This is a genomic window from Type-C symbiont of Plautia stali, from assembly GCF_059730935.1.
Genome location: NZ_AP035923.1, coordinates 3902833 through 3921205 on the forward strand (window position 1 = coordinate 3902833; position 18373 = coordinate 3921205).

At 61.3% G+C, this 18373-nt stretch carries 11 protein-coding genes; 5 read left to right on the forward strand and 6 right to left on the reverse strand.

The window, feature by feature from the left end; all coding sequences use genetic code 11:
• Nucleotides 1–114 precede the first annotated feature (114 nt).
• From AC6I7J_RS18380 to bcsE, 6 genes are all read right to left on the reverse strand, one after another.
• Entirely contained in the window at nt 115–1629 is a 1515-nt protein-coding gene (locus tag AC6I7J_RS18380) for a M16 family metallopeptidase (protein WP_264249806.1), read from the reverse strand.
• 242 nt (nt 1630–1871) lie between these two features.
• Nucleotides 1872–3152 (reverse strand): dicarboxylate/amino acid:cation symporter, encoded by a 1281-nt coding sequence (locus tag AC6I7J_RS18385; RefSeq protein ID WP_031279619.1) that lies wholly within the window; start codon nt 3150–3152, stop codon nt 1872–1874.
• Nucleotides 3153–3384: 232 nt separating this feature from the next.
• Nucleotides 3385–5397 carry a biofilm formation regulator HmsP gene (hmsP, locus tag AC6I7J_RS18390; protein WP_021507002.1) on the reverse strand — a complete coding sequence of 671 codons (2013 nt, stop codon included), beginning with the start codon at nt 5395–5397 and terminating at the stop codon, nt 3385–3387.
• A gap of 204 nt (nt 5398–5601) precedes the next feature.
• Nucleotides 5602–7239: a cellulose biosynthesis protein BcsG gene (gene bcsG / locus AC6I7J_RS18395; protein ID WP_498006367.1), complete on the reverse strand. Its 1638-nt coding sequence runs from the start codon at nt 7237–7239 to the stop codon at nt 5602–5604.
• Entirely contained in the window at nt 7232–7420 is a 189-nt protein-coding gene (bcsF, locus tag AC6I7J_RS18400; protein ID WP_010617915.1) for a cellulose biosynthesis protein BcsF, read from the reverse strand. Before bcsF ends, bcsG begins: the two co-directional genes overlap by 8 nt.
• Nucleotides 7417–8961, reverse strand: a complete 1545-nt coding sequence (gene bcsE, locus AC6I7J_RS18405; RefSeq protein WP_498006369.1) for a cellulose biosynthesis protein BcsE — start codon at nt 8959–8961, stop codon at nt 7417–7419. Before bcsE ends, bcsF begins: the two co-directional genes overlap by 4 nt.
• A gap of 198 nt (nt 8962–9159) precedes the next feature.
• Between bcsE and bcsR the strand changes: the two genes are divergently transcribed.
• The 5 genes from bcsR to bcsC are packed head-to-tail and all read left to right on the forward strand — an operon-like array spanning nt 9160 to nt 18371.
• Entirely contained in the window at nt 9160–9354 is a 195-nt protein-coding gene (gene bcsR / locus AC6I7J_RS18410) for a cellulose biosynthesis protein BcsR (protein ID WP_021507005.1), read from the forward strand.
• Nucleotides 9354–10085 (forward strand): cellulose biosynthesis protein BcsQ, encoded by a 732-nt coding sequence (bcsQ, locus tag AC6I7J_RS18415; protein WP_021507006.1) that lies wholly within the window; start codon nt 9354–9356, stop codon nt 10083–10085. The genes bcsR and bcsQ overlap by 1 nt, the downstream gene beginning before the upstream one ends.
• Nucleotides 10082–12697 carry a UDP-forming cellulose synthase catalytic subunit gene (gene bcsA / locus AC6I7J_RS18420; RefSeq protein ID WP_498006372.1) on the forward strand — a complete coding sequence of 872 codons (2616 nt, stop codon included), beginning with the start codon at nt 10082–10084 and terminating at the stop codon, nt 12695–12697. The genes bcsQ and bcsA overlap by 4 nt, the downstream gene beginning before the upstream one ends.
• Before the next feature lie 15 nt (nt 12698–12712).
• The gene (bcsB, locus tag AC6I7J_RS18425) at nt 12713–14998 is read left to right on the forward strand and encodes a cellulose biosynthesis cyclic di-GMP-binding regulatory protein BcsB (RefSeq protein WP_498006374.1); all 2286 of its coding nucleotides are present in this window, start codon (nt 12713–12715) and stop codon (nt 14996–14998) included.
• Nucleotides 14991–18371, forward strand: coding sequence for a cellulose synthase complex outer membrane protein BcsC (gene bcsC / locus AC6I7J_RS18430; RefSeq protein WP_498006376.1), 3381 nt, complete (start codon nt 14991–14993; stop codon nt 18369–18371). Before bcsB ends, bcsC begins: the two co-directional genes overlap by 8 nt.
• Nucleotides 18372–18373: the final 2 nt, after the last annotated feature.

The following is an 18373-nucleotide window of genomic DNA, read 5'->3' on the forward strand; positions in this document are numbered from 1 at the left end:
GCAGCGGCGCTGGCGGCGCGCGTTCATCCCGGTCGCTTACGTAAGCTCCTGAGGATGAACACCCGTGCCGCCTTGCTGCAGCGCACCTTATTGCGGGGATTCATGCGCCCTGTGTCATGACGAGGGTTGAGCCGCATCAGTCGCGCTCGCGCTGCCATTATTTTCGGGTTTAGCCTCATCCGGGGTAGCGGCGGCGGCAGGCGCATCCGGAACCTTCATCACCTTGTCCCAGCTGTCCTGCAGCATCCTGACGTTGGTTTCGGGCTCACCCTGCGGCTGAATCAGCACCATGGTCAGCTCCTGCGTTAACTGCTGGCGCAGCTCCTGGTTGAGCTGGTCGCGCGTTAACTCGCTGAGAAACGCCTGACGCAGTTTCTGGTACTGCTCCGGCGCGATATCCACCACGGAATTCTGCTGCGAGCGCAGACGTTGCCCCATCAGAATATCGGTGTCGGTGCGCGCGTAGGTAGCAAACAGTTTGTTCAGTTCCAGCAGCTTTTGCGCCATCAGCGCATCAAACTCCTCCTGCGGCAGACCTTTGTCACGCACGGTGGCCAGCTCACGCGCCACCTGGTTCAGGTTCTGCGCCAGCGACGCGTTAGGCGAATCCATGTTAATGGCGCACTGCGCACGCTGATACAGCACGCGACAGTCGAAGCCAACCTGCACGCTTTGCGCTTTGCTGTCGGCCAGCGCGCGCTGGACGTGCCAGAACAGCGCTTCACGCGCCAGATCGCTCTGCCAGTAGCGCTGCAGATTCTGCGAGTCGCGAATCGGCTGCCATGGCGTATCCCACACCAGCGACAGGCGATCCTGCATCATGCCGCCGTTAACCAGGTTGATTGGCTGATGCGGCAGCGGCGACAGCGTGGGCAGCGCCGCGGGCGCCACCCGTTTGCCTTGCAGTGGCGAGAACGCTTTGTTGATTTGCTCCGCCATGCTGCGGCTATCCACGTTGCCCACCACGTACAGCGTCATGCCGTCCGGCGTGTACCACTGCTGGTAAAAGGCATTAAGCTGCGCGATATCCACCGGCGCGCGCGGCTGTTCGCCAGGATCATGCGCCAGCATGGTCGACCCTTTCAGGCGATAGCGCCACCACACATCCTGCGTATTGGGCGGCCAGGTCGCGATGGGATCGGTGGCGGTCAGTGCGGTCGACACCACCTGCTCATTGATGGTCATTTTACCGGCGGTGGCCGCCAGCCAGCTGAGCGCCTCTTTCAGCAGCTCCGGCCGGTTGTTCGGCAGGCTAAGGTTGTATTGGGTGAAATCATAAGACGAGATGGCCGGCGGCAGCGGTCGCTGCGGATCCATCGCCTGTTGCCACAGTGCGCGCTGCTGATTGGTATCCAGCGCGGTGTTATGCACCATTGCCAGACGCGGTAAAAGATGACTGAACCCGGTTTGCTGGGCGCTTTCCACCAGCGAACCGGTATTAACTATCAGGCGCAGCTCGATGCGATCGCTCGGACGTTGTGGTGTGGTCAGCAGCTGCCAGCTGAAACCATTGTCCAGTTTGCCTTCCTGCCAGGCGGGATCAGGCTGAAGTGTTTCGGCGTGGACGCCGAAGCCAGATGCCGCAAGCAGCCATCCGCCAACCAAAAGCCGAATTCTGGTGCCCTGCATGTGAACCCCTACTCAAACAGATAAACGCTCGTGCGCGCCATAGGCGGCCGCTTTTCAGCGAACCACGGCGGCAGGCTGCCGCCACGTTTATTCAACGACAGACTCTTTGACCACAGGAAGGCCAGGATGTCGCGCGACGAGGAAAAAAATCGGGAAAAAAATCAATGGGGTTATTATGCAAATGCCCGCTGTCAGGGCAAGCGACAGCGGGCATTTCACGACAAATTAACGCAAATAGAGGGTTACGCGCTGGTCTGTGAAGCGTTATTGACCTTTTTCGCTGAAGAAAGCGTCGCTTTCATCTGCGCTTCATCGAGCTGGCCGACCCACTTCGCCACCACCACAGTCGCCACACCGTTACCCACCAGGTTGGTGAGCGCACGGGCTTCCGACATGAAGCGGTCAATGCCGAGAATCAGCGCCAGACCGGCCACCGGCAGATGTCCCACCGCCGACAGCGTTGCCGCCAGCACGATAAAGCCACTGCCGGTCACCCCTGCCGCGCCTTTGGAGGAGAGCAGCAGCACCACTAACAGCGTGATCTGGTGGAAGACATCCATGTGGGCGTTGGTCGCCTGAGCGATAAACACCGCCGCCATGGTCAGGTAAATCGACGTGCCATCGAGGTTGAACGAGTAGCCAGTTGGAATCACCAGCCCGACCACCGATTTCTTACAGCCCAGCTTCTCCATCTTATCCAGCATGCGCGGCAGCGCCGACTCGGAAGAAGATGTACCCAGTACAATCAGCAGCTCTTCTTTGATGTAGGCAACAAACTTAAAGATGTTGAAGCCGGCCCAGCGGGCAATAATCCCCAGCACAATCACCACGAACAGTACGCAGGTGATGTAGAAGCAGATAATCAGCTGACCGAGCTGCACCAGCGATCCGACACCATATTTACCGATGGTGAACGCCATGGCGCCGAACGCACCAATCGGCGCCAGACGCATGATCATGTTGATCACGCCAAAAATCACTTTCGAGAAGCTCTCGATGACGTTGAACATCACGGTGCCGGCGTTACCGAGGCGATGCAGCGCAAAGCCAAACAGGATAGCGAACAGCAGCACCTGCAGGATGTTACCGCTGGCGAAGGCACCGACTACGCTGTTCGGGATCACGTCCAGCAGGAAGGCAATCACGCCCTGCTGCTCAGCCTGCTGCGCGTAGACCGCAACCGCTTTGGCATCCAGCGTCGCCGGATCGACGTTCATCCCCGCGCCCGGCTGGATCACGTTGACCACCACCAGACCGATAATCAGCGCGATGGTGCTGACAATTTCGAAATAGAGCAGCGCTACTGCGCCGGTCCGTCCAACTGCTTTCATGCTCTCCATGCCGGCAATACCGGTCACCACCGTACAGAAAATCACGGGGGCGATGATCATCTTGATTAGCTTAACGAAGCCATCGCCAAGCGGCTTCATTTGCGCGCCTAACTCAGGGTAGTAGTGGCCTAACAGGACGCCGATGCCGATGGCAACCAGCACCTGAAAGTAGAGGCTTTTGAACAGTTTCATAACAGGTGTCCAGGTATAGACGGCATTCACCGCCATTGTTATGGAGAAACGCATGCGGCAAGCCGCCTGGAAGCGTATGACCTTACCGATGGCGAGGAAAATAACACTCTGTTAACAGGATTAGTATACCCTTACATTCCTTACAAAAGTTACAAAACTCTAACTATGAACTGAAACGCTTCAGCACCCCATAACGGTGCAATTCTGCAAGGAAAATCAATAAATAAGGTGATTATTCAGACGGTGACGAGCTGGCCAGCCAGCGCTGGTTAAACACCGATAACGGCAGGGCTTCAGCATATAAATAGCCCTGTCCTATAGTAATTCCGCGCGCCAGCAGCCAGTCGCGCTGCTCGGCGGTTTCGACGCCTTCGGCAATCACGTCGAGGTGAATGATATCGGCAATTGCCGCCACGATGCGCACCATGGTGTCATCATCCGGCAGCGCGGCGACAAAACTGCGATCCATTTTCAGCTTATTGACCGGCAGCGCTTTGAACTGATGCAGGTAGTTGAGGTTGGAGTAGCCCATGCCGAAATCATCCAGCGCGACCGCCACCCCGGTTTGCTGCAGCGAGCGCAGCAGCGCCATCGCCTGTTCAGCATCGCCAATCTGCGCGGTTTCGGTGATCTCCAGCACGAAGTTACCCGGCGCAATGCGGTGGCGCTCCAGCAGCCCCTGCAGATGGCTCACCACGCTGGCATCGCGCAGCTGTACTGCGGAGATATTCACGCTGAGCGGCAGATTGATGCCGTGGCGCTGCCAGCCAGCGATAATGCGGCACGCCTCTTCAAATACCCAGCGGCCGAGCGCGGAGATGACGCCAATCTCTTCGGCGCTGGCGATGAACTCTTCGGATAAACCATAGCTGCCGTCCGGCATTCGCATGCGCAGCAGCGCTTCTGCGCCGGCCAGCTCGCCGGTGGCCATATTGATTTGCGGCTGCAGATAGAGCGCAAACTGGCCATCCTGCAGGCCCTGCAGGATGTCGTGCTCCTGGGTTAAGCGCTTCTGCGCCCGCTCGGTCAGCGCCGGGTCAAAGAACAGAATCTGGTTTTTACCCTGATGGCGCGCCGACATCATCGCCGACGTGGCGCGCGCCAGCTGTTCGCCTGCGGACACGGTGTTGTCATCGTGCAGCGCCAGGCCAATGCTGGCGTTAGGGCGCAGCTGCAGCTGATACAGGTTCACCGGCTGGTTGATGCGTAGCATCAGGTTGCGCGCCAGCCGCATGGCGCGAAACGGGTTGTGCGCGCGCTTCATCAGTAGCGCAAAGTCACTCGGTCCGGTCTGTGCCAGCAGCGTATGGTCATCAATGGTACTGCGGATTTTTTCCACCAGCGTCAGCATCAGCGTATCGCGCTGCTCATCGCTCAGGACGCCATTGGCTTCCTGCAGGGTTTCGATGCGGATCACCATCAGCCCCCACGGCTGCTGGCTGTGGCGATGGCGGATGTGCTGATCAAGCAGCGCCAGAAACAGCGCGCGGTTGGGCAAATCGGTCACCGCGAAATGGGTGGTCAGCCGGCTCATCTCATCGTGAATCGACTCCAGCACCTGCTGATTGCGGTTGTAGCTGCGAATCAGCATGCCGATCTCATCGTCGCGATGATTGTGCGGCAGCGCCAGCTTATGAGTGAGAATGGCGGGCGGCGGCAGCTCCTGCAGCTCACGCGAAATATTACGCAGCGGATGCACGATCAGCCGGTTGATACACCAGCTGATCGCCACGGACAGAATCAGCGCCAGCAGCAGATAGGTGGTGATCATGGTGGACAGCGTGCTGAGCAGGAACTGATAAACGCGCGACGAATCAGCCTGCAGCACCAGATAGGCAATCGGCTTCGGCAGCCCGCTGCGCTCGACCGAATAGAGCGGCAGCGTAATCTGCACCGGCAGTTCGAATAGCCGGGCGACAAAGCGCGGCACCGGTTTCTCCGGCGCGAAGTCGGCGTGCAGCGCCTGGAAGGCGTTCGGCAGCACCACATCGGCGCGCGACAGAATGCCCGCCGGCTTAAGGGTATTCAGAATGCGTTCGGCCTGCGGGATATCGGCTTTGAGCACCGCTTCGGACAGCGGCTGACGCACGGTATGCGCGACGTTCTCCATCTGCTGGGCGTAATCCACCCTGCGCTGCTGCACAAAATGGAATAACTGGATGACGATAAAAATACAGATGGTGACCAGCGCCACGGCGGACACGGTGGCCATCTGCTTTATCGTTAACGAACGACTGACGCGCAACAAAACCTCTCCTGGCCGCCGGGGGCCGTGACAGTTGCCGGAATGCGCAGCAAGTATATCCCAGGTCAGCATTTTTTTGCGCCGGGATAAAGGCGAAAATCACGCAACTGCCCCGCTTTGCGCGCGGTTTCAGCATTTTGTCAGCCATTAGCGGCGCAGAGACAAAACGGTGCGCGCCAGCCCGCACCGTTTGCCGCTCAGGTTTTACTGCGGATAGGCTACCCAGTCGCCGCCGTTAAGGCGAATCCACGGTTTGCCCTGATACATCATCACGACGGCGTTATCATTTTCCGACACCACCGGCGTCTGCGGCAGGTTGTCCGCCAGCACCGACATGTTGACGTTCGGTGCGTTAAACACCTGACCGTCCACCACCCGCGACACCAGCTCGGAAATCGCCAGCAGGCTGACAGGTGTATCGATGGTCAGCGGCTGGCCCTGATGCGGCGCTTTCATGCCAACAAATTTAATGCCAACCGGCACGTGGGTGATGCCCGGGCTCGGAATGTCGCGCAGCCCGGACATCTGCATTTTATCCCCCTGCAGTGCCGCACCGTGCTCCGGCACCACCAGCACCATCACCCGGCGTCCCGACTTCTCCAGATTGGTCAGGAAGGTATCGAGCTGGTCGAACAGCATCCGTGCGCGCGGCTGCCACTCGGCGGTGTGGGTGCTGCCCAGCTCGCGCGTACCGTCGTGCAGCGGAATCAGGTTGTAGAAGGTGGCGCTGCGCGCATCGCTGCTTTTGCTGCGATCATCAAGCCAGCGCTGCATCAGCTGCCCGTCGTTGTACACCGGCGAACCATCAAAAGACGTCAGCTCTGGCGCAATCCCGGCCTGCGACATCAGCGGCGCCTGCATGTTGCCGTCCTCGCGCAGCTCTTTCAGGTAGTTACCGAACACGCCGGTATGGTCCATCATCAGCTGCTGCTTAAAGCCCAGCTTCGCCAGATTATCAAACAGATAGCAGCGCTGGTCGGTGGCTTTATACAGGTTACTGTGTGAGGTCTGGCCGCAGCTGGCGCGCAGCAGGCGAATACCGGCCGGGCCGCTGTAGCCGGTGGCGGAGTTATAGTTGTTCAGCACGATATCAAAGTGCTTCCACAGCGGATGGTCACGCAGCTGCGCCACATCAATGTCCGACCACGCCAGCGAACAGATGTTGATCACCAGAATATCGAACGGCTGCGAATCGGCGGGCAGCGCATCAGGGAAGTGCGTGACGCGCTGGCGTTCGCTGTCGTAAAAGCGATTCAGCCACGCGGTGAGGTTGGCGCTGGTGGGCGGCGCGCTTTGATCGAGTCCCGCCGCGGCCGGGCTGGCGGCCGGTTTGTCGTTCAGCGCCACCGGCGGTGCGGCGGCTTTGCTGGGCAGCAGGCTGACCGCCGGGCCGGCGAGCGTCAGTACGTTCAGCCAGATCAGCGCCAGTGACACCAGCACGGTGACGCGAATCCACTGCGCCACGAACAGGTAAATCACCAGCAGCACAAAGGCCGCGCCGATCATCTCCCAGTTAATAAAGCGCTGCAGCAAATCCAGCAGATAGGCCGGCGAGAATCCCGCCACCTGGCTGCCCTGGCTGAGCAGCGAGTTCAGACCCGGCAGCCAGGTATCGTGCCAGAACAGCGCGAAGCCAATCGGCAGCGAAACCCACTGGCGCAGACGATGCAGCCGCGCTGACGGCAGCGGAAACAGCAGCCACGCCAGAAACACCAGATTACTCAGTGCATGGAAGTTGAGATAGCCGTACCACAACAGACCAAATTTGATCAGAAAGTAAAAGTTCCAGCCGCCGAGGCCGCGCCAGCGCGCCGCGTGCAGCGTCGAAGGTGTGTTATCCATGTTTATCCGTTTTGGTCGATTGGCGTTGCCACTGCCCTTCCGATTTGAGGGCGCGGGCAGGTAACAGGCGCATCAGCAGGCTGGTGCTGCGCTGCGGCAGCCAGCGTCGCCACAGCGATTTCAGGAACAGCAAAATCAGTAACAGCAGGATCGCCACCTGCACACCATCCATCAGCGTCATACGTGCGGTTCCCCGAGGTCGATGATGATCGGCTGCGGCGTCTGAGGGCCGCGCGGCGCGGCCGCTGCCGGCGCGGCAGGTTGAGCAGCGGCCGGTACCCTGAGCGGTTCGAACTGCGCCACCGGCGTCAGCTGCCGCACTTTATTCACCTCCGACAAAATCTGATTGTCGGCAAACCACACCATGCGGTTGCTGAACAGCTCGTCGTGCGGCAGGGAAAATATCGATTTCAGGGCAATGTCCAGGTCGTTAAAGCGGCAGGAAGAGAGGAATAAATAGAGCCGATCGTCAACCAGCGTCACCAGGTCGCCAAAACGACGTGGTTTACACAGCGTCAGCACCTGAGGCGGCGACAGCTGCGGCACCGGGCGCAGCGCCACCATCAGCCCTTTGTCGTTTTCCGGCAGCAGCGTATTGTTCATCAACTGCTGTACCGCCGCACAGAAACGCTCCAGCGGCAAATAGCCTTTCTGCTGCAGCGGCTGTAGCGCCTGCACCAGCGCCGGCAGATCGGCCGGCACGTGGCGGGTAAACTGCTGGCCCTGCACGCCTTCCAGTGCAGTCAGCAAGCGCGACAGCGGCGCCGCCGTTGGGACAATGCTGTTAACGCCGCACGCCAGCAGCAAACGTTCATCGCTGTAGCGCAGGCTGGTACCGAGTTCCCGCACCACTATTTTCAGCGCGTTGCCGCGCGATCGCCGCAAACCATGGACCATGCTCGCCAGAGTCGGTACATCCTGATTATGGGCCAGGCTAAAGATGACCGTGGCGGCGTTAGCCTGCTGCGCGCGCGCATACACGCTCTCGTTATCGCTGAACAGTTGCCACTGCGCGGAAAGCGGCGGCGCCCCTTCCAGCACATCCTGCTGGGCCAGAAACTGGTTTTCATCATTGAGGCTCAGCGGCTGCGACGCGGCGGCTTCAGCCTGCGCAATAAACTGATTATCAATACAGTTCAGGCGGATAGCGCGGTCGGCCAGCAATTTATCGGCGGAGTACCACCAGTTAATTCGATATTGCCAGCTATCCTGCTGAAATTCTAAATGAGCGACACCATCAAGCTGACGAAAATAACGCTGCAGATGATTTCGCAGGGGAATAATTGCGGTTCCGCAGGTGATCATTAGCAGCGTCATTTGTTTTTTTAACAGAACCCGGCGCAAGCCTTTTATCCACACGGTCAGTTCATCCGGGGATAATTTGTTCCACAGCGCCGCCTGACTATAAAACATGACCAGACCGCTACGTTTATTCATTACGCGCGCCATATCGCTGGCCAGATGTTGCAGGCTGGCTTTATTGGCAGACAGCGAAAATAAGGGAATACGTTCCGGACCGCCGGGCGGATCGGGCGTTAACAGCGCCTGCGGGGGTTCATCCGCGCTCACCAGCGTGGCCGCCTTTTGCTGGCTAACCACCTGACGTAACAGCGTTCGTGCGTCTTCGGGCCGCTGGCAGGTTATCCAGTAAAATCCCGGCGACTGCAGGGCGATTAATTCCTGTTGTACCTGCTGCAGGCCAAGCGTATAAAGATTTTTCATATTAGCGTCGCGATCTGTACAATCCAGGCTAGTTTAATATAGACGGCAACGATTGGAACTGCTGAAATAAAAAAAGCTGCGCACGCGCCAGACTGTTTGACTTTGCCGGGTCAGAAATCGCTGGCTGCGGTTTTATACGCGACAAGAAAAATATCACCCCTCTTTATCCGTTGTCGTTTCTTTGGTGGCAAAAAAGTAATGAAAACTGAAAATGCTTTTTCACTGATCGCTGTCGGCAGCGAAGATCAGGATGATATTAACGCCCTGAGTGACGCCTTTTCACTGAAGGCGTTTCGCTATATTGATATTGCCCGTGAAGCGCGTCTGCAACAATTGCTGTCGCGCTGGCCGTTGTTGCAGGAATGCACGCAGGGACCGGAGTCACCACGCTAATGCCGGTTCTCGCCTTACAGGGGCTGCGCGGCGGGTGCGGCGCGACGGCACTCAGTGCCGCGCTGGGCTGGGCGCTAAACGCGCTGCAGCAGTCGGTGCTGCTTATCGACCTTTCGCCAGCCAACCAACTGGCGGCCCACTTTAATCTGCCGCTCGACACGCCGCACGGCTGGCTGCGTGCGCAGCTGGATAACCAGCCGTGGCAGCACAGCGCGCTGCGCTATCAGCCGGGGCTGGATTTCCTGCCGTCTGGCACGCTCACGCATCAGCAGACCTTATCCTTGAACGCAGCGACAGCGGAAATTGCACAACCGCTGCTTAAGGCTTTGCCGGCCCTGAAACAGCGCTATCAGTGGATTATTTTCGACCTTCCGGCGGATCTGCTGCCGTGGCAGCAGGCGTTCATCCCGGCCGCCGATCGGCTGCTTCAGCTGTTAACGCTGGATGCCAACTGCCAGCTGCGCCTGCACCGCGCGCACTTTTCGCCGCAGACGCTGTTTCTGATTAACCAGTTCAACGCCAACAGCCAGCTGCAGCAGGATCTGCATCAGCTGTGGCTGCGCTCGCTTAAGAACCTGATTCCACAGGTGATTCATCGCGATGAAGCGCTGGCGGAAGCGCTGATGATGAAACAGCCGGTGGGCGCCTGGCGTCCGCATGCGCTGGCCAGCGAAGAGATCAATACGCTGGCCAACTGGCTGCTGCTGCATGTCGCCGGAGGTGGCGCATGAATGCGCTGCGCTGGCTGCTGGTGCCGCAGGCCTCGCAGGCATTGCAGCAGCGCGCGCACCTGGCGCGTCAGCACGGCGCCGGGCGGTTAACGGTCGCGCTGCATCTGCTGTGGTGCGTGCTCGCCTGGTCGCTGCTGCGGCTGGAAACGCCGGCGTGGCGGCGCGTGCTGCAGCAGCGTCAGCGCTACTTCCCGCATATCTCTCCGCTGCGCCCGCGTCCGCTCGATATTGTGCGCTATGCACTTCAGAGCCTGTGGCTGCTTATCACGCTGCCGCTGGACGGCAGCGCGCGCAGCGAGCGTAAACGTTTTAACGCCTTTGGCTCGCTGTTTCGCTGGCGCCAGCAGCTGTATCAATGGCTGGCGCAGCTGCCGGCGCGGCTGGAGCACAGCGGCGTGCCGCAGCGCAGCGAACGCTGGCTGCAGTGCCTGCCACGGCGCGTGCGTCAGCTGCTGTTCATCGTAGTGGCGATCGCTGCCAGCCTGCTGGCGCTGCTGTGCATCTCGCAGCCGTTTGATATCACCACGCAGTTTGTATTTGTGCTGCTGCTGTGGGCGCTGGCCATGCTGGTGCGCCGTATGCCGGGCCGGCTGGTGACCATCATGCTGATTGTGCTGTCGCTCACCATCTCCTGCCGCTATCTGTGGTGGCGCTATACGGAAACCCTCAACTGGGACGATCCGCTCAGCCTGACGTTTGGTCTGCTGCTGATTGGCGCGGAAACCTACGCGTGGACAGTACTGGTGCTGGGCTATTTCCAGACGCTGTGGCCGCTCAACCGCCAGCCGGTCTCTATGCCGCCGGAGATCGCCAGCTGGCCCAGCGTCGATATTCTGGTGCCGACCTACAACGAGCCGCTCAGCGTGGTCAAACCCACCATCTATGCTGCGCTGGGCATCGACTGGCCGCAGGATAAACTCAACATCTATATTCTTGATGACGGCACGCGCGAGGAGTTCCGCGAGTTTGCCGCCAGCGTGGGCGTCAATTACGTGGTGCGTCCCAGCCACGAACACGCCAAGGCCGGCAACATCAACCATGCGCTGAAAACCACCTGCCGCAGCGAATACGTGGCGATTTTTGACTGCGACCACGTGCCGACACGCTCGTTCCTGCAGCTCACCATGGGCTGGTTCCTGAAAGATCACCGGCTGGGCATGCTGCAGACGCCGCACCACTTCTTCTCGCCAGACCCGTTTGAGCGCAACCTCGGCCGTTTCCGCCAGACGCCGAATGAAGGCTCGCTGTTTTACGGTCTGGTGCAGGATGGTAACGACACCTGGGATGCCGCCTTTTTCTGCGGCTCCTGCGCAGTGCTGCGCCGCAGCGCGCTGGATGAGATTGGCGGTATCGCGGTAGAGACGGTAACCGAAGATGCGCACACCTCGCTGCGACTGCACCGCCGCGGATACACCTCAGCCTACATCCGCATTCCACAGGCCGCCGGGCTGGCGACCGAAAGTCTGTCAGCGCATATTGGCCAGCGCATCCGCTGGGCGCGCGGCATGGTGCAGATCTTCCGTCTCGATAATCCGCTGTTTGGCAAAGGGCTGAAGCTGGTACAGCGACTGTGTTACGCCAATGCCATGCTGCACTTTCTTGCCGGTATTCCCCGGCTGATCTTTCTGCTGGCGCCGCTGGCGTTTCTGCTGTGCCATGCCTACATCATCTATGCACCCGCGCTGGCCATCGCCATCTACGTGCTGCCGCACATGGTGCATACCAGTCTGACCAACTCGCGCATCCAGGGGCGCTGGCGCCACTCGTTCTGGAGCGAGGTGTATGAAACCGTGCTCGCCTGGTACATCGCCCGCCCCACCACGGTCGCGCTGTTTAATCCGCACAAAGGCAAATTCAACGTGACCGCCAAAGGGGGCCTGGTAGAAGAGCGCCATCTCGACTGGGTGATCACCAAACCCTACATGCTGCTGGTGCTGCTGAACATTGCCGGTATCGGCATGGGCTTCTGGCGCATGGCGCATGGCCCGGCCAATGAGCTGCTCACCATCTGGGTCAGTCTGGTGTGGGTGGTTTACAACATGATTATTCTCGGCGGCGCGGTGGCGGTGTCGGTGGAAGCGCGTCAAATCCGTGAAGCGCACCGCGTGGAGATCGCCATGCCGGCGGCGCTGGCACGCGCCGATGGTCATATGCTGCCGTGCACGCTGCGCGACTACTCTGACGGCGGCGTGGGCGTCGAACTGCGCGAGCCGGATGCACTGCGCGAGAACGAAAGCGTCTCGCTGCTGCTGCGGCGCGGACAGCAGGAGTTCAGCTTCCCGTGCCAGGTACAGCGCGTATTTGGCCGCCGCGCGGGTATCCGCCTGCACCAGCTCTCCACCCGCCAGCACATCGAATTTATTCAGTGCACCTTTGCGCGCGCCGATACCTGGGCGCTGTGGCAGGACGGTTTTCCGGAGGATAAACCGGTGCAGAGCCTGGCGGACATTATGCTGCTCGGCTTCAAAGGCTATTTGCGGCTGGCGGAGTATGGTCCGGCACCGCTGCGCCGCCTGTTCCGTGGCCTGACCGCCGGACTGCACTGGCTGGCAACGCTGTTGCCGCATAACGTCCGTCCGCGACCGGCAACGCTCAACACTGATTTTACCTAAGCTGATGATATGACCATGACGAGAAAACTGAGTTGGTTCACCGCCCTGCTGCTGGGCACGGCGTCTCTGGCGCAGGCGGCACTTCCTGATGCACCGCCTGCGGCAACCTCTGCGCCGCTGCCCGACGTGAACCAACCGCTCGATGCCAGCGCCCCGCTGCGCGATAGCCAGCTGCTGTTTACCCAGGTGGCACCGCCGCCGGGTAGCATGACGCTGCGCGGCACCGTCCCCACCAGCCAGATTGAGTTCGGCGTGCGCAGCGACGAGGTGGTCACGCGCGCGCTGCTGACGCTCAACTACCGGCCTTCGCCGGCGCTGCTGCCGACGCAGTCGCAGCTCAAGGTGTATCTCAACGATGAACTGGTGGGACTGGTCACCGTCACCGCCGATCAGCTCGGCAAAGAGAACCAGACGCAGCTGGAGATCGACCCGCGCTACATTAGCGACTTCAACCGCATCCGCCTGGAACTGGTCGGCCATTACGCCAACGTGTGTGAAAATCCGGCCAACAGCACCATCTGGCTGGATATCGGTAAAGCGAGCAAACTGGACCTGACGCTGCAGAAGCTGCCGCTGAAAAATGATCTCTCCCATTTCCCGGAGCCATTCTTTGACGCGCGCGACAACCGGCCGCTGCAGCTGCCGATGGTGTTCAGCGGCCAGCCGGATGTGCAGCAACAGCGTGCGGCAGGCCTGCTGGCCTCGTGGTTCGGTAGCCAGGCGCAATGGCGCGGCCAGTCCTTCCCGGTGCTGTATAACCAGCTGCCGGAAGGGCAGCATGCGGTGGTGTTCGCCACCAACGATCGCCGGCCTGACTTCCTGCAAACGCTGCCGCCGGTGGACAAACCCACCGTGGAAATGGTCAGCCAGCCGGACAATCCCTATCAGAAGATGCTGCTGATTCTCGGCCGCGACGATAACGATCTGATCACCGCAGTAGAGGGCATTGCGCAGGGTGAACTGCTACTGCGCGGCGAGCGCGCCACCATCGACAGCGTGAAACTGCTGGCCCCGCGCCAGCCGTACGATGCGCCAAACTGGGTACGCACCGATCGCCGCACCACCTTTGGTGAACTGACGCAGTATCAGAACCAGCTGCAGGCTGATGGCCTGCAACCCAACCCGATTAGCCTGACGCTCAACCTGCCGCCGGATCTGTTCCTGGTGCGCGCACGCGGCATTGATATGGACCTGATCTATCGCTACACCTCACCGGTGCAGCAGGACGGCTCACGGCTGGCGGTGCATCTCAATAACCAGTTCATGCAGGATTATCCGCTGACCAGTAAAGATGGCGCGGGCCAGCAGCTGATGCGCATTCCGCTGATGCAGGGCCTGCAGGACAACAGCCGTCAGCTGACCATTCCGGCACTGCGTCTCGGTGTGGTGAACCAGCTGCGCTTTGATTTTGACTACGCCAATACCTTTATCGGCGGCACTGCCGATGGCCGCTGTGAAACCGTCACCCCCGTCGCGCATCATGCGGTGATCGACGATCGCTCCAGCATCGATTTCTCCGGCTATCGTCACTACATCGAAATGCCCTCGCTCGGCGCGTTTGCCAGCGCTGGCTTCCCGTTCAGCCGCTTCGCCGATCTGGCGCAAACCCTGGTGCTGGTGCCGGCAAAACCGGAGAGCGGCGAAGTCAGTACGCTGCTTGACGCGCTGGGGGCGATCGGCGCCCAGACCGGCTATCCGGCACTGCGCGTGCAGATGAGCGATGACTGGCGCAACGCCAAAGACCACGATGCCGATCTGCTGCTGATCGGCAGCATTCCGCCGGATCTGCAGGCGGAAACGGCGATCAATCTGCTGGTGGATCGCACGCGCAGCACCCTCAACATGCCATCGCGCCCGGGCAGCGCGCCCAACGTGCCACTGTCAGCCAGCGAGCGCACTGCCGAAAGCCAGACCGGCATCAGTTCGCGCGGTCCGATCGGCGCCCTGGTTGGCTTCCAGTCGCCGTTCCACGATCAGCGCAGCGTGGTGGCGCTGCTGGCTGACAGCCCGCGCGGCTGGGATTTGCTGAATGCAGCGCTGCGCGACAGCGGCAAACGCGCGGCGATGTTCGGTTCTGTCAGCATCGTCCGGGAGTCCGGCGTCAACAGCGTGCGCGTGGGCGATACCTACTTCGTCGGGCATCTGCCGTGGTGGGAGCGGCTGTGGAATCTGCTGGCCACCCATCCGGTATGGCTGGCCATGTGTGCCGTGCTGGTGGTGATCCTGTTCGCCCTGATGGCCTGGCGCCTGATGCGCATGGTGAGCCGTCGTCGCCTGGCTGAGCTGGATGACGATGAATAAGTTACCGCTTGCGCTGCTGATCGCCAGTGCGCTGGCCGGCAGCGTGGCGGCCGCGCCCGGTCCGCAGGTGGCGCCGGTAGCGTGGCTGCTGATGCAGATTCGTACCGGCGAATCCACCAACAAATACGATTTGGTGCAGCAGTCGCTGTACCGGCTGGAAAAAATCGATCCGGATAACCCGCAGGTGCTGGCGGCACGCATTCGTATGGCGCTGCGTCAGGGCGATCAGGCCAAAGCGCAGCAGCTGTTCGATGCGCTGCAAAAGGCTGCGCCGGATGACGCCGCCACACGCGAATCTGCGGCAGGTTTGCGCCTGATGAGCCCCGAAGGACGTCAGCAGCTGCAGCAGGCGCGGCTGCTGGCCACCGCCGGACGGCTGCCGGAGGCCAAAGCAGCGTGGGATGCGCTATTTCACGGCGTCTTTCCCGATGTAAACACCGAACTGGAGTACTGGCGACTGGTGGCGCGCCTGCCGGGCCAGCAGCCGCTCGCCTGGCGTCAGTTGCAGGCGCTGGAACAGCGTTATCCGGGCAATATCGGCGTCGAGCTACAGCTGGCGCGCATGGCGTTTGATAATAATCAGCCGGATCAGGCGGTGACCCAGCTGCGTCAGCTGGCCAACCGCGACGGCGGCCGCGATGCCGCGTCCGAACTGTGGCTGCAGCAGATCCAGAACCAGCCGGTGAGCGAGCGCAGCGTTGCCAGCCTGCAGCAGTATCTGCAGGTGTTCACCAGCGGCGATGCGCAACAGCGCGGAGCGGATGAGCTGGCGCGTCAGCAAAAAATGCTGGCCGATCCGGCCTTCCGCCAGCGCATGCGCGGCCTGGCGCTGGTCGAAGCTGGCGGCGGCGCGGCGGCAATCGGCGCATTACAGGCGGCGCTGAAGGCCAATCCGGACGACGCCGAACTGCTCGGTGCTATGGGCCAGGCACAGGCGCGTGCCGGTCACCGCGCCGCCGCCATCAGCTGGCTACAGAAAGCGATTCAGGCGGGCCAGGCCAGCACGCAAATCGGCAAGTGGCAGTCCCTGTTACAGACCAATCGTTACTGGCTGGCTATCGACAGCGGCGACGCGGCGCTGAAGCAGGGGGATTTATCCGGCGCTGAGCGGCAGTACCGCAGCGCGCAGGCCATCGACAGTAATGATAGCTGGGCGCTCATCGGCCTCGGTGATGTGGCGCAGGCGCGTAAAAACAGCGCGTTAGCCCGGCAGTACTGGCAGCAGGCGCTGCGCCTTGACCGCAGTAACGGCACGGCGCAGCAGCGCCTGAGCAATTTACGTATTGAGAGCCTGCTGGCCGACGCAGACGCGCTGGCGCAGCAGCAGCAATGGCCGCAGGCGGTAGCGAAATACCGTGAGGCGGCTCAGGCGCGACCGGATGATGTCTGGCTGGCCTGGCGGCTGGCCAATGCGCTACGCAGCAGCGGTGACAACCAGGCAGGCGCGGCGGTAATGGCCGCGATGGTGCGCCAGCAGCCGCAGCAGCCAGCCGCGCTGTATGCCACGGCACTGTGGCAGTCATCCGGCGACGACGATGCCGCCGCGCTGGCCACGCTGCACCGTTTACCCACCGCCCGCTGGGACAGCAACATGCATGAACTGGCGGATCGCCTGGCGCAAAACCAGGCGTTCGGGCGTGCCGGGGAGCTACGCGCCCGCGGTGATGAAGCCGCCGCCATCCGCTTGCTGCAACAGCAGCCGGCCTCGCCGCGCCGCGACATTACGCTGGCCGACTGGGCGCTGGAGCGGGGCGATGCCACAACAGCGCTGGCCGGTTATCAGCAGGTGCTGCAGCAGGACGCCAGCAACAACGATGCCGCGCTCGGCCGCATCGAGGCGCTGCTGGCGCTGCAGCGCACCACCGAAGCGCGCGCAGCGCTGCACAGCCTGCCGGACAGCGTGGCGCAGCAGAGCCTGAACAGCGGCCGGCGCGTGGCACTCGCCTGGCAAAACAGCGGCGATCTCCTCAAAGCGCAGCAGCTGTTCAGCGCGCTGAAAACCCGCGCCGCCGCTGTCGCGCCGTCACAGGAAAAAGCGCTGGTGCTGCGTGATGCCGCGCGGCTGGAGAGACAGCAGCGCCAGCCCGCGCTGGCACAGCAGGATTACCGCGCGGCGATGGTCGCCAGCGGCATCACCCCTGCGCTGCCAGACGATAACGCCCGCTATACCCGGCTGACGCGCACGCAGGCCCAGGACGACTGGCTGAAGCGCAGCATCCGCAGCGACGCCGCTGACCTGTATCGCCAGCAGGACACCACCGTGACGCTGGAACAGGACTACTCGCGCGATAAGGGCAACGGTGGCACCTCTGACTTTACCGCTCATACCACCATGCTGCAGGCGGAAACCCCGCTAGCCGATGGCCGCAGCTTTGTGCGCGTCGATCACGTACAGGTGTCTGCCGGTACGTTTTCCACCACTGATGGCAGCCACAGTGAACAGTTCGGCAGCTGTAACGACGCCAACGCCGGGGGCTGCCGGCGCGATTTCACCCAGCGGGACGAAGGCACCGCGCTGGGCGTCGGCTGGCACAACGATCGCTGGTCAGCCGATATCGGCACCACGCCGCTCGGTTTTACCGTCACTAACTGGGTCGGCGGCGTAAGCTGGAAAACTGACATCGACGATCTCGGGGTGACTTTTACCGCTTCACGTCGCCCGATCTCCAGTTCGCTGCTGGCTTACGCCGGCGCGCGCGATCCGGCCACTAACGGCGGCAAAAACTGGGGCGGCGTCGTCGCGACCGGCGGCGGCATCGGCCTGAGCTACGATCGGGGCGGCGCGCACGGGGTGTGGGCCGATCTCAGCGCCCATCAAATCAGCGGTGAAAACGTGGCGGACAACAGCCGCGAACGGCTGATGGCAGGCTATTACTACAAGCTGATCAATAGCGACAACCAGCGCGCCACCATCGGCCTGAACAGTATGCTGTGGCACTATCAGAAAGATTTGAGCGACTACACCTTTGGCCAGGGCGGCTATTACAGCCCGCAGCGCTACTTCTCACTGGCGGTGCCGCTGACCTGGCGTCAGCGCACGGAAAACTGGTCGTATGAACTCGGCGGTTCGGTGTCGTGGTCACAGTCAACCACCGACGCTCAGGCGCGCTACCCGGTGAATCCAGGCTTTACGCTGGCCAGCAATCCGTCATCGGACAGCAGTTCCGGACGCGGTTTCGGCTATACCGTGCAGGCGTTGATAGAGCGGCGCATCACGCCGCACTGGTCGCTGGGTTTGGCCATGGACATTCAGCAGGCGAAAGATTACACCCCAAGCCACGGGCTGCTGTATGTGCGCTACTCAATGGCCGGCTGGAACGGCGACATGGATATGCCACCACAGCCACTGGAACCGTATGCGGATTTTAAATAAGC